Source organism: Alcaligenes sp. Lyrl_28, from assembly GCF_051948705.1.
GTDB classification, from domain to species: Bacteria; Pseudomonadota; Gammaproteobacteria; order Burkholderiales; family Burkholderiaceae_B; genus Alcaligenes; species Alcaligenes ammonioxydans.
Genome location: NZ_JAYJLG010000006.1, coordinates 146,860 through 159,331 on the forward strand (window position 1 = coordinate 146,860; position 12,472 = coordinate 159,331).

12 protein-coding genes are annotated in these 12,472 nt (G+C 57.7%); 6 read left to right on the plus strand and 6 right to left on the minus strand.

What is annotated here, in order from left to right:
• Positions 1-7: 7 nt before the first annotated feature.
• Positions 8-898: a LysR family transcriptional regulator gene (locus VF694_RS14330; protein ID WP_131070923.1), complete on the minus strand. Its 891-nt coding sequence runs from the start codon at positions 896-898 to the stop codon at positions 8-10.
• A gap of 202 nt (positions 899-1,100) precedes the next feature.
• Between VF694_RS14330 and VF694_RS14335 the strand changes: the two genes are divergently transcribed.
• The 3 genes from VF694_RS14335 to VF694_RS14345 all read left to right on the plus strand — a co-directional run bounded on the left by VF694_RS14335 (position 1,101) and on the right by VF694_RS14345 (position 3,238).
• A complete protein-coding gene (locus VF694_RS14335; RefSeq protein WP_003801958.1) occupies positions 1,101-1,502 on the plus strand; it encodes a DoxX family protein in 402 nt (133 codons plus the stop codon).
• Positions 1,503-1,561: 59 nt separating this feature from the next.
• Positions 1,562-2,362 carry a DODA-type extradiol aromatic ring-opening family dioxygenase gene (locus VF694_RS14340; RefSeq protein WP_059318241.1) on the plus strand — a complete coding sequence of 267 codons (801 nt, stop codon included), beginning with the start codon at positions 1,562-1,564 and terminating at the stop codon, positions 2,360-2,362.
• Between the two features lie 81 nt (positions 2,363-2,443).
• Positions 2,444-3,238 (plus strand): exodeoxyribonuclease III, encoded by a 795-nt coding sequence (locus tag VF694_RS14345; RefSeq protein WP_003801962.1) that lies wholly within the window; start codon positions 2,444-2,446, stop codon positions 3,236-3,238.
• 23 nt (positions 3,239-3,261) lie between these two features.
• On the opposite strand, the gene VF694_RS14350 is transcribed toward VF694_RS14345, so the two are convergent.
• From VF694_RS14350 to VF694_RS14360, 3 genes are all read right to left on the minus strand, one after another.
• Complete coding sequence (locus VF694_RS14350; protein WP_003801964.1) at positions 3,262-3,591, minus strand: c-type cytochrome; 330 nt, start codon at positions 3,589-3,591, stop codon at positions 3,262-3,264.
• 198 nt (positions 3,592-3,789) lie between these two features.
• Entirely contained in the window at positions 3,790-4,935 is a 1,146-nt protein-coding gene (gene nirK, locus VF694_RS14355; RefSeq protein WP_003801966.1) for a copper-containing nitrite reductase, read from the minus strand.
• A gap of 206 nt (positions 4,936-5,141) precedes the next feature.
• Positions 5,142-7,424 (minus strand): nitric-oxide reductase large subunit, encoded by a 2,283-nt coding sequence (locus VF694_RS14360; protein ID WP_003801969.1) that lies wholly within the window; start codon positions 7,422-7,424, stop codon positions 5,142-5,144.
• Between the two features lie 531 nt (positions 7,425-7,955).
• Between VF694_RS14360 and norR the strand changes: the two genes are divergently transcribed.
• Both norR and VF694_RS14370 read left to right on the plus strand, forming a co-directional pair.
• On the plus strand, positions 7,956-9,497 hold the full coding sequence (gene norR, locus VF694_RS14365; RefSeq protein WP_426345296.1) for a nitric oxide reductase transcriptional regulator NorR: 1,542 nt from the start codon (positions 7,956-7,958) through the stop codon (positions 9,495-9,497).
• The gene (locus VF694_RS14370) at positions 9,490-10,188 is read left to right on the plus strand and encodes a Crp/Fnr family transcriptional regulator (protein ID WP_003801973.1); all 699 of its coding nucleotides are present in this window, start codon (positions 9,490-9,492) and stop codon (positions 10,186-10,188) included. The genes norR and VF694_RS14370 overlap by 8 nt, the downstream gene beginning before the upstream one ends.
• 6 nt (positions 10,189-10,194) lie before the next feature.
• Here VF694_RS14370 and VF694_RS14375 read toward each other — a convergent pair whose 3' ends face one another.
• Complete coding sequence (locus VF694_RS14375) at positions 10,195-10,998, minus strand: formylglycine-generating enzyme family protein (RefSeq protein WP_003801976.1); 804 nt, start codon at positions 10,996-10,998, stop codon at positions 10,195-10,197.
• A 173-nt stretch (positions 10,999-11,171) separates the two neighbouring features.
• Between VF694_RS14375 and VF694_RS14380 the strand changes: the two genes are divergently transcribed.
• Positions 11,172-11,642, plus strand: a complete 471-nt coding sequence (locus VF694_RS14380) for a nuclear transport factor 2 family protein (RefSeq protein ID WP_003801978.1) — start codon at positions 11,172-11,174, stop codon at positions 11,640-11,642.
• A 142-nt stretch (positions 11,643-11,784) separates the two neighbouring features.
• Here the strand turns inward: VF694_RS14380 and VF694_RS14385 are convergent, their stop codons facing one another.
• Positions 11,785-12,441 carry a TetR/AcrR family transcriptional regulator gene (locus VF694_RS14385; protein ID WP_039943394.1) on the minus strand — a complete coding sequence of 219 codons (657 nt, stop codon included), beginning with the start codon at positions 12,439-12,441 and terminating at the stop codon, positions 11,785-11,787.
• Positions 12,442-12,472 lie beyond the last annotated feature (31 nt).

The following is a 12,472-nucleotide window of genomic DNA, read 5'->3' on the forward strand; positions in this document are numbered from 1 at the left end:
TGAGCCATCACTTGGCAGGTTCGGCCAGTTCTTCGAGCAAGAAGTCGATAAAACTGCGCACTTTAGGCGTCAAATAGCGCCGGCTGGCATAGACTGCATGCAGTTGTTGCAGCTCTTCACGGTAATCGGGCAAGAGACGAACCAGGCGACCGGACTCCAGGTCGTCCATCACCAGCCATTGCGGCAAGTAAGCCAAACCTGCCCCACCCAAAGCGCAGTAATAGGTCAGATTCGTATTGTCAGAACGCATAAAAGGATTCAGACGTAAGGACTCCGGCCCGTCCGGCCCCAAAAACTCGAAACTGGGCTGCTGCAAGTAACTGGGACTGATGGCAGGCAAACGCATCACGTCCGCGCAGTTACGGGGCATGCCGTATCGGGCCACAAACGCAGGGCTGGCCACTAGATGAAAAGGGGTGGGACAAATCAGGCGGGCGATCTGATGGGGGGCCGGTTCGCGCATGACGCGCAAGGCCAGGTCAAATCCTTCCGCCACCAGATCCACCTTGTGATTGCTCAAGCTCAGCTCCAGCGTCACCTCAGGAAAGCGTGTTTGGTAATCCTGTAGCAATTGCGCCACTTTGCGGTTTGCAAACCACACTGGGGCAGTCAGCCGCAGCACTCCTTGAGGCTGATGCGCGGAGCCCGACAAGGCTTGTTGCCCGCGCTCCAGCGTGTCCAGTGCCTGCAAACAATAATCGAAGTAAGTCTGCCCCAGCTCGGTCAGACTCAAACGACGACTACTGCGATGAAGCAGCCGGGCGCCCAACTGTTTTTCCAGGTTGGCCAGGTGCTTGCTAACCATCGGCGCTGACATGTCCAGACGCTGAGCCGCTGCCGCAAAACTGCCCGCGGCGACGATTTCACGAAACACCCGCAGGCTCTGAATAGTATCCATGCTTTCCTAATAAGAAAGTATCTAATGAAAATAGGGCTGTTTATTTCCTGATAGTAATTGATTAAGCTTGAACGAGCGCTAACCCGATGCCTGTCTGGGCCTTGAATGGGCGGGACCAGCTTCAGGCTGAGATCGAATCTCAGGCACTCCCCGGGCCAGGTGCTTTTTTTACCGCTACCGTCAACTTTCCAAAGGAAAACACATGAACGCCCTTACTTCCAGCTGGACTCCTCGCATCCTTAGCCTGCTGCGCATCGTCACAGGCTATTTACTGCTGACACACGGTACTGCCAAGATCTTGGGCGTCCCCCAAGTGGATATGTTTGCCAACCTGCAAATCGCCTCTCTGTATGGCGTGGCAGGCATCCTGGAGCTGATTCTGGGCGGCTTGCTGGTGCTTGGGCTGTTTTCCCGCTTTGCAGCCTTTGTCGCATCCGGCCTGTGCGCGTTTGCTTACTTCATTGGTCACGCCAGCGCCAGCACCTTTGCCACTCCAATCCTGAACGGCGGTGAAGCAGCGGTTCTGTTCTGCTTTGTCTTTCTGTATCTGGCCTTTGCCGGCCCAGGCCCCTGGAGCATCGACGCAGGTCGCAGCGCCGACTGATTACCCTAACCAAGCCCTTACCCCACCCTGCCCCTCCAGGGCAGGGGTCGGAGATCATCATGACGATGCCTACCTATTTCATTTCGCACGGCGGCGGCCCTTGGCCCTGGATGCCCGAGGCGCAAACCATGTACGCCCCACTGCGTGCTGCCTTGCAGGATATCCCGCGCCAATTGGGACGCAACCCAAAAGCGATCCTGATGGTCTCCGCGCACTGGGAGGCACAGCAGGAAAACCTGCTGGTTGCTGCCGCTCCCCAGCCCAGCATGGTGTACGACTACTACGGTTTTCCATCGCACACTTACGAGATTCACTATCCGGCACCGGGCGATCCGGCGTTGGCTCAGCAAGTCTGTAATTTGCTTGAGGCCGCTGGCCTGCCCACCCGCCTGGACAGGGAGCGTGGCTTTGACCACGGCGCTTTCGTACCCGCGTATGTCATCTACCCGCAAGCCAAAGTGCCGATGGTGCAACTGTCCATTCACGCCAACTACGACCCGGCCCTGCACTACGCCATGGGCGAAGCCCTGGCTGCTTTGCGGGACGAAGATGTGCTGATTATCGGCAGCGGCCTGAGCTATCACAACCTGCGCAATATGGGACCAGGCGGGGTCGAACCGTCCGCCCGGTTTGATACCTGGCTGGACCAGAGCCTGAGCCTGCGTGACCCCGCTGCCCGCCGTCAAGCTTTGATGGACTGGGAGCAGGCGCCTGCAGCCCGTATTGCCCACCCGCGTGAGGATCATCTGGTGCCGCTCATGGTCGCCGTCGGTGCGGCTCAAGGGGATGCGGCTTACCGCTTTCACCATGAGACCCAGGCTTTTGGCGGGCTGACTGTATCCAGCTACCGTTTCGGCTGAACCCGGTAACAAGCTCTGACGGCCACTGACATGCTGACAGTTTACGGGTTAAAGTGCTGACGCTATAAGGAGAATTGCCACGTGTTACGCGTCACCTCGTTAAACGTCAACGGTATTCGGGCTGCTTTTCGTAAAGGGCTGCCCGCCTGGCTGCAAGCCCAGAAGCCCCATATTGTCTGCATGCAGGAAATCAAGATCAGCGAACCGGATCTGACACCCGATCTGACCCATCCCGGGCAGTATCACGGCCACTTTCACCATGCCCAGAAAAAAGGTTACAGCGGCGTCGGTCTGTATTTGAGCCACCAAGCAGAAGCCGTGGCCCAGGGCATGGCCTGCGACGAGTTTGATGCCGAAGGCCGTATCATCCGCGCCGACTGGAACACGCTCAGCGTCATCAGCGCCTATCTGCCCTCAGGCTCATCGGGCGATGAGCGCCAAACGGCCAAGTACCGCTTTCTGGATCATTTTGAACAGTGGATAGCGGGCCTGATGCAAGAGCACCGCGAAACAGGCCGTGAGTTCATTATTTGTGGTGACTGGAATATCGCGCACCACGAAGCCGATTTGAAAAACTGGAAAGGCAATCTGAAAAACAGCGGTTTTCTGCCTGAAGAGCGCGCTTGGATGAGCAAAGTGCTGGGCGAGCTTGCCTGGGTGGATGTCTACCGCAGCCTGCACCCCGATACCACGGACGAATGCTACACCTGGTGGAGCAATCGTGGTCAGGCCTGGGCCAAAAACGTAGGGTGGCGCATTGATTATCAAATTGCCACCCCAGGTATTGCCGCCAAGGCGCGCAGTGCAACGATCTATAAAGAAGAACGTTTCAGCGACCACGCCCCCCTGACGATCGATTACGACTGGAGCTTGTAAATGCCCCAGACAAGGCCGATGCCCTAACTGGCTTTTTCAATCATGTAGCGCACCACACTGCGCAATTGTTCATCAGTGGCCTTAGGAGCCGCACCGCGGGGGGGCATGGCGCCCTTGCCATTGATGACCACCTCCATCAAGGCGTCTTCACCTTTGGCGATCAAGGGCTCCCAACGAGCCTTGTCACCCAGACGGGGGGCATTGGCCATACCGGATGCGTGACAGACCATACACGAGGACTTGTACAGTTTCAGAGCCTCGTCGGAGTCGGCGTGGGCTGCAGGCGCGGCAGCCAGCAAAAGCAAAGCGGCCATGGCGGAGTACATCATGGTGGCGGGGCTATCGGTTCTCATGGGTTTACCCTTTAAACAGTCGGCATGAACGCATGCCCGGCTGATACGTCGTGTTTTGAACAGGGTAGCTTCGGCCCTTGGCCTGCCACCCTGCTGCCTGCTTGATTACTGCACTAGCTGTTGACTACCAAAAATCCCGAGCGAAATTGCTTTGTACACCAGAATCTCAATTCCGCACATCGGGCCCGCCTGCCTGTCTTAGGCTTTGATCGGGCCGGGAGGGCTGACTTGCTTCATCAAGTCATCGTTCCACTCGCCTTCGACCAGCACGTGACCGGCTGCGCCCAGCTCCATCGCCTCGATCAGGTTGTGGTTCACATAGGCGTACACACCGGGCTGCTTGAAGGTGTAGAGTGCCACACCAGCAGAACCACCACGAATGAACCAGGTCTCCAGGTTCTTGGCAGGTGGGTCATCAAACTTGCCCAACTCCCAGACCCAGTCGCCGTGACCGCCAATCAGGTGAGGACGGGTGTCGCGGTTGGCTTGCGAGTGGATGAACAGCACGGTTTCACCGACCTTGGCTTTCATGGCGCCGTCGCCCATCAGGGCCCCCACCTTGCCGTTGAACACCACATGGCTGGGAATCAGGCCGCGCATGGTTTCCAGCGTATCGCCGTAGCTTTCAGCCGAGGAACCATATTTTTTGAAATTGCCCTTTTCGTCGCGGGGAATGTAGAGATCAAATTCACCAATCGTGTAAACACGGTCGTAATGCAAGGCGTTGCCTGCCGGGTCCTTCAGGCCGTCGCGTGGCAATACCATGACCGTGCCATGCATGCCCTGGACCACGTGCCAGGCTACCGAGCCCTCGGGAGCGCAGTGGTACACAAAGGTACCGGTGCGATCCGCCTTGAAGCGCAAGGTGGCTTGTTCGCCAGGGTTCACGTTGGTCAGCTTGGCACCGCCCAGCGCACCAGTCGAGGCGTGAAAGTCGATGTTGTGCGGCATGGTGTTGGTGGCCGGATTCACCAGCGTGAGTTCCAGGTAGTCGCCTTCATGAACCACCATGGTAGGACCGGGCATGGAGTCATCGAACATCATGGCGTGCATGGTGGTCCCATCCCGATCGACCTCGATCTCGCGCTCGGAAATGGTCATGCGAAATTCCACGACACGTGGCTCGGGACCGACTTTCTGCTCGTGCTTGTGGACCATGGGAGGCGCAACCAGATCCACCTTGACCCGTTCCAGCTTGGCGATCTGATCTTCCGTACGCGCTGCCAGCCAAGGCGCATTCTTTTTGGGGGCGGCTGTTTCGCGGGCTTGTACTTGCGCCGCCAACAAAGTGGTTCCTGCGGCGACACCTAGGCCAGCACTTTTCAAGAAATGACGACGTTCCATACTACCTCCGGTTTGATCCAGGCGTAATGCCTGCTGATTAAATGTTTTTCAGATCTAACAGTTACTGAATGTATTGGACCGCAAACAGACTTCGCACTCTTTGCTGCAGCGCAAGCATCTCGTAGAAGCAACAAAAAAACCGCCCGAAGGCGGTTTTTTTCTTAGACGGAATCTCACAGAAGAACAGAGTCCATCCTGGCAAAGGATCAGGATGCCTTTACTGCGCCTGCAGCATGCGCTGCGGCACTGCGACGGCCAGCCATGATACGTACCAGAACTTGCTGGAATACGAGCAGAGCACCGGCAATGAACACAACGTCACCCAAGGTGCGCCACCAGCGCAGGGACTGCAAAATCGGCTGCTGCATGAACGCTTCGCTACGTGCGTACCACATGCCCTCGGAGATGCTGGCCCAGGCCTGGATAATCCCGGCAGGCAGCAAGCTTACGAACATCATCAGAACCAGCCCCCCGTTCAATGTCCAGAACCCCCAACTCATCAGACGATCGTTGTAGCGAACCTCTGGCGAGATATAGCGCACCACCAGCAGGACAAAGCCCAGCGACAGGAAACCATACACCCCGAACAAGGCAGCATGGGCATGCAACGGTGTGGTGTTCAGACCCTGAATGTAGTAGAGCGAGATCGGCGGATTGATCAGGAAGCCAAATACACCGGCACCGAGCATGTTCCAAAATGCCACGGCCACAAAGAACATGACGGGCCAACGCAGATCGTTCATCCAGCTTGCCTGCTTTTGCATCTTCCAGTTGTGGAAGGCCTCATAACCCAGCATGATCAAAGGTACCACTTCCAACGCGCTAAAGGATGCGCCAATCGCCATAATGGGCGTGGTCGTGCCGGAGAAATACAGGTGATGCAAGGTTCCGGGCACACCGCCTACCAGAAACAGGGATGCAGCAGCCAGTCCGGCAATCGTGGCACTGCGTTTGGAGACCAGGCCCAGGGTCAAGAAGATAAAGCCCATGGCAACGGTGGCAAAGACTTCAAAGAAACCCTCTACCCACAGGTGGACCACCCACCAGCGCCAGTACTCCATGATGGTGATGTTGGTATGTTCACCGTAGAACAGGCCCGTACCGTAAAAGAGGCCAATTGCCACGGTGGAAATGGTCAAGAGCACCAGCAGATGATTGTCGCCCTTGTCACGGCGCAGCGCTGGCCACATGCCACGCAACATCAGCAAGAGCCAGAAAGCCAGACCGATGAACTTGATGATTTGCCAGAAACGACCCAGGTCCAGGTACTCGTAGCCTTGGTGGCCGAACCAGAAATTCAGTTCAGGAGGCAGGATATTCTTGATGGCAAGGAAGTTGCCGGCAAACGAGCCAATGAAAAGCACGACCAGGGCACCGAACAGCACATCTACGCCCAGGCGTTGATACTTGGGGTCCTCGCCACCGTTAATCAACGGCACCAGAAACAGACCGGCGGTTAAAAAGCCGCTGGCAATCCACAGCAGCGCAGCTTGAATATGCCAGGTGCGGGTCAAGGAGTAAGGGAACCACTGCGATACGTCTATGCCGTAAAACATCTGGCCTTCAACGGTGTAGTGTGCGGTAAACCCACCCAGAAACACCTGAATGACAAACAGGGCGACGGTCAAAAAGGCGTATTTTTTCAGCGCACGCTGCGAAGGCGTCAGACGAAACGCCAGCACCGGGTCTGTCGCGGGTGCAACCGGCGCGGCCTCCTCTTTGTGGGTGAAGGCCCAGATCCAGACCAGCAGGCCGATGCCGGCCAGCAGTAAAACAATACTGACAATGGACCAGACGATATTGGCCGTGGATGGATGGTTGTCCACCAAGGGCTCGTGCGGCCAGTTATTGGTATAGCTGACGGTCGTGCCGGGACGCTCGGTAACCGTCGCCCAGGACAGCCAGAAGAAAAAGCGGGTCATGTCCTGACGGCGCTGCAGCTCCGGCAAGGTGTTGTCCTTCATGGCAAAGCTTTCACGACTGGACTTGAGCTCAGGGGCGTCGCCAAACAGATCAATATAGTACTGAGCCGTCGTGTCGATGGCCTTGGCACGCCGCTCGCTGATCTGCAGCACACCCGTGGCCTCATCAATGCGGTTGGGACGATATTCGTCCTGCAATTCCTGACGCAAGGTAGCCTGCTGACTGCTGGTGAGCTGGTCGTAATTGAGCGAATAGGTTTGCTGCGCGGCCAGATCCAGCCAGGCCAGCGCTTCGCGGTGCAACCAGTCTGCGCTCCAGTCCGGAGCCTGGTAGGCTCCGTGGCCCCAGATTGATCCCAATTGCATTCCGCCCGTGCTCTGCCAGGCAGACTGGCCGCGATGTATCTGTTCCTGTGATGTAAATTCACGTCCATCCGGGGTAAGGACCTTGACGGGCATCGGAGGTGCTTGACGATACACCTCCACCCCAGTCCAACCGAGAATGGCAAAGGTCACCATGGTGACTGCCACCAGGGACCACCATAGTTTCTTGTAGCTACTACGCATGTTGTTCTCCGTCTCGCTGATGTGTCAAACGACCTGTTCTCCCCCGGTCCTGGCCGGACCTGGGCAGGGGGTCATAAGCGGAGTGGGCGCTGCCCCATCGCGATGAGTGACTGCCTGAAAAAGAATCCAGCCCGGTCTCCCGTTGCGCCATGGGCACTGCCGGGGTGCGGAACTGTTTAAGAAGACTGGCCACGGAGGCGCTGCCTGGCTGTTGCAAGCGAGCCAGAACGGCAGCATCCCCTACTGAATCCGGCGTCTCTAAGGACCCGCCAAGGAATCGATGTCTAAAAAAAACCGGCCTGTTTGTATCGTCCGGGCCGCCAAGCGGTGGACGAACCGGAGCACAAGCCGTGTAGCGATGTTCTGCTAAGTCGGGGGTCATGTCATCGTCCTTAAAAATGTATGACAAAACACTTAAAGCAAAGACCGTGCCAACTTAAAAACGATATGGATCAATGGTTCGCTTCCAAACCAGGTATAAACTACCCTAAGAAAACCGGGTATTTTTCACCATAAGGGTATTTTTCACCCATGCTAGATCTCATGATTGCCGATTTGGCCACTGAAATTCCAGGGCCGCTACGCCTGCAGCGCATGGTTCATCTGCTGGCGCGACATTTCGGCTGTGATGCCGCCGGTTTGCTGAAGCTGGACGACACCGTATTGCGCATTGTGGCGGCCAGCGGTCTGGGTCATGACACCTTGGGCCGGCATTTTGTCATTGCCGATCATCCCCGGCTGACACGCATTTTGCATACCCCTGGCCTGACGCGCTTTGAGCCCAACTGCGGTCTGCCCGACCCCTACGATGGCCTGCTGGATGACAAGCTGGGTCAGCCGCTGCCGGTCCATGATTGCGTGGGAATCCCCCTGCAGATCCAAGGTGCGGCCTGGGGGATTCTGACCCTGGATGCCTTGCGCCCCGGAACCTTTTCTGCCTCCACGCTGGTGGAACTAAAACACTGGTGCATGGTGCTGGAAAGCGCCATCCGCATCAGCGAGCTGGAAGAGGAAAATCGCAGTCTGCGCATGCTCTCTACCCTGCCCCCTGATTATTTGTCGCGCCACAATTCGACTTCCATCATTGGCAACAGCAAGGCGCTTTTGGAGGTCATCCAGCTGCTGGACACGGTTGCCACCTCCGAACTGCCGGTTCTCTTGCTAGGCGAGACAGGCGTGGGCAAAGAGCTGTTTGCACAGCGCCTGCATCAACGCTCGGCTCGCCACCACTCCCCCCTGATTTACGTGAACTGCGCCGCTCTGCCCGATTCGTTGGCGGAGAGCGAACTTTTCGGCCATGTCAAAGGTGCTTTCTCGGGGGCGCACGAACATCGCGCTGGACGCTTCGAGGCCGCGCAGGGCGGCACCCTGTTTCTGGACGAAATCGGAGAGTTGTCTTTGACGATTCAGGCCAAGTTGCTGCGTACGTTGCAAAATGGCGAAATCCAGCGCCTGGGGGCCGACCACCCCATTAAACTGAATGTGCGGCTTGTTGCGGCCACTAACCGGGACCTGAGTCAGCAGATTGCACAAGGCGGTTTCCGGGCCGACCTGTACCACCGCCTGTCCGTTTTTCCCCTGACAATTCCGGCCTTGCGCGAACGCCATCAAGACATTCTGCTGCTGGCCGGTCATTTTCTGGAAATGAATCGCTCCCGACTGGGCTTGCGCGGCATTCGCCTCTCGCCCGACGCGGAAGCCGCTTTGCTGGCTTATCATTGGCCAGGCAATGTTCGCGAATTGGAACATCTGATCAGCCGTGCCACCATCCGCCTGCTGGTCGATACGCCAGACCGTAACCAAATATTTACGCTTAGCGCCGATAATCTCAATTTGTTACCTTCTACCCTGGAGCCTGTGGCAGCGGCCACGCAATCTCTGGGAGTGCCACGCCCCTCCTTGCGTCAGTCCGTTGAACAATTGCAAGGACGCTTGATCCGGCAGGCTCTGCAGGACAACGACGGTAACTGGAGCCAGGCTGCCCGACAGCTTGGCATGGACCCCAGCAATCTGCATAAGCTGGCCAGCAAACTAGGGCTTAAAACCCGCTCAGAAAGCTTAAGTGATGACTGACATTTCCTACCCCTCCTTGTTAGCCAGCCTGCCCCTGTTCTCTGACCTGGACGCGGCCAGCATCGACCAGCTCTGGCAAGAAGGACGGCTGATCCACTATGACAAGGACAGCCAGGTCTTTCGCCAGGAGCAAAGCAGCGATCATTTTTTTGTGCTGCTGCAGGGCTTGATCAAGGTCGTACGCACCATGCCCAATGGCTCCCAGTTACTGGTCCGTTTCGCCCTGCCCGGCGATGTGATTGGCATTGCCCCCGCCCTGCGGCGACGCAACTACCCGGCCACTGCCATCAGCGTCACGAGCAGCGCCGCCCTGGCCTGGCCAGAAAAGTCCTGGGACAGCCTGACCCAACGCTTTCCTTGCCTGCTCAGCTCGGCGCAGGACACAGTTGCCCAACGTCTGAGTGACGCGGACGACCGCCTACTGGAAATTCACAGTCTGGAAGTGGAGCAGCGACTGGCCCACAGTTTGCTGCGCCTGATTCGCCAGGTGGGCCAAAGCGGTGCGCAGGGGACATCCCTGAGCATTCCCGTGACCCGACAGGACCTGGCCGATCTGGCTGGGACCACCCTGTATACGGCCAGCCGTGTCGTCAGTAGCTGGGATCATCAGGGCTTGATCCTGGCAGGGCGCAAGCAGATAACGATTGCCGACCTGGACAAATTTGCCCGAGCCGTTCTGGAACGCGGCTAAGCGCCCTTAGTCCTCCGTGACAAGACGCAGACCCAGATAGCGCGGGGGCACGCCGACCGAACATGCCCCGGTTTTGGGGTCACGGATGAAGTCGGGCATCACCGCGATATGCTCTCCTCCCAAGGTGCGAACGCCGCAGTTTTCCAGACGGGATTCCGCGCGGGGCATGCTGATGCGGTGAACGCGCACATGACAGGTATTGGTCCATTCGGCCACCTGTCCCCCGGCATCAAACACGCCATAGGCATTGGCAGTTCCCTGGCCCAGGGGCGCCAACGGCACCTCCTGCTCCTGCTTGCGCTTATAGCTGTCCTGATATTCCTGGAGCCACAAGGCGGCCTGCTCGTTCTCATCCAGCCCGCCCTGGGCCGATTCAGGCACTTTCTGGTCTGCGAAGTAACTCCATTCCAGATAATCCGGCAAGCGGAACTGCTTGCCGGTGCGCTCGCTGAGCCAAGCCGCATAATCCTGCCCGTCCTGCCAGCTCACCCCCACAACCGGCCGATCTTTGGCCTGTCCCCGGCCCACCGCATCCGCGGCCTTGCACCGCTCGGCACGAACACATTGATCGTAGTCGTACTGGCTGACTTGATACTTCATGACTTTCAAGCTGGGAGCCGGGGCATACATCACGGTATCGGACGCAATCAGGCGCCCATCGAGCAAGTACTCACCAGCCTGCATGACTTCGCGCGCCGGACCGGCCACTTCCACCAACTCTGGCAAGGCGGCTGAATTGTTGGGCTCGCCAGCCGAGCATCCGGCCAAGATGGCCGCTAACAGCACGGTTCCCACTACACGGCTTTGCATTGTGAACTCCCAAGAGACAGCCACCATTGAAACGTAGCCAGTGGTTCATGTCCTTGCGCCAAGGCAAACAGCGTCCTTAAGGCATCAAAATTCTCCGCTCACCCGTTCCTGCCCCTTCCTTGAGCCTTATACTGCTGGTCTCCCATCGCTCCTTGAACCCTCAGGCCAAAAAAATGAATGCTGACTTGACTACAGGTTCCGAAGATATGGCGGCGGCAGTGCGCCGCCTTGTCCATCTTTATCAAGGGCTGACGCCAGACCGGCTATCCGAGCTGGAGGTCTGTTATGCGCCTGACGCCCATTTCAAGGACCCCTTCAATGAGGTAGAGGGCGTTGCGGCCATCCGCGGCATCTTCGAGCACATGTTTACGGCGTTGCACTCGCCACGCTTTGTCATTACGCAGCAGATCGTCCAGGACCAACGAGCCTTTCTGGAATGGGAGTTCCGCTTCCGCATCAAACGTTGGAAGCCGGATCTTGAACACTGCATCAGGGGAGCGTCAGCGCTGTCCTTTGACGGACAAGGTCAGGTGACCCATCATCGCGATTATTGGGATGCGGCAGAGGAGCTTTATGAAAAGCTGCCCTTGCTGGGTTTATTGATGCGCTGGCTGCGACGCACGATGTCCACATCGGAAAAGTAGCCCCCCCTCACACTCCGTCCCCAACACCGGCAGGGTGCGCAGCCTCGGCGCACCGTGTAGTCAGGCATCCACCAATGAAACAAGAGCAGCGTCGAGGCCACGGGGTCCGGCAGGGGGTGCCGGACGGATTCCGGAGACTGTCTTACTGTGCCAAGGACGTACGGCCCGCGCCTGCCAGACCATCAAAGGTGGTGCTGCTCACCCATTCAATGATCTGCTCGTGGGTGTACTGCCCCGACTCTTTAAGAAGGCTCACCACAGGGTCACATGCACGCGCAAACAAGGTGTAGAGCACCAGCTCGACTGGCAGACCCGATTGCAGGCTGCCTGCCGTCTGCGCCTCGATTATCCAGGTGCTCAGACGATTACTCAAGGCAATCAGGCGATCCATGTACTCATCATTTGACTGGAGCGAGGCGCTAAGGCTTGAGTTCTGCGCGGGCAGCGACGGCATTTCCCCTTGCAATTGGGTATCCATCGTCCAGCGCACCACGGATTTGAGCTGATCAATCGCCGTAATGGCTTGGCCTGCTTCAGCAGCATCCTGAGCCTGTTTGCGCAGCTCATCCACAAAAGCCAGGGCGCGATCGAGCACGCCCACCATCGCCGCAGCAGCCAATTCCTCCTTGGATGTAAACAGCTTATATAAGCTGGCCTTGGCCATGCCTGCCTCGGCGGCGACTTGGTCGACCGTCATGGCATCGTAGCCTTTGGTCGCCAAAAGACGGTTAACAGCGGTCACGATGGCTTCTACGCGTACGCGCTGGATTTGTTCTTTGATTGAGGATCGAGCGTTCATGAGATCTATTTTAGGACGAATGAGATCATCT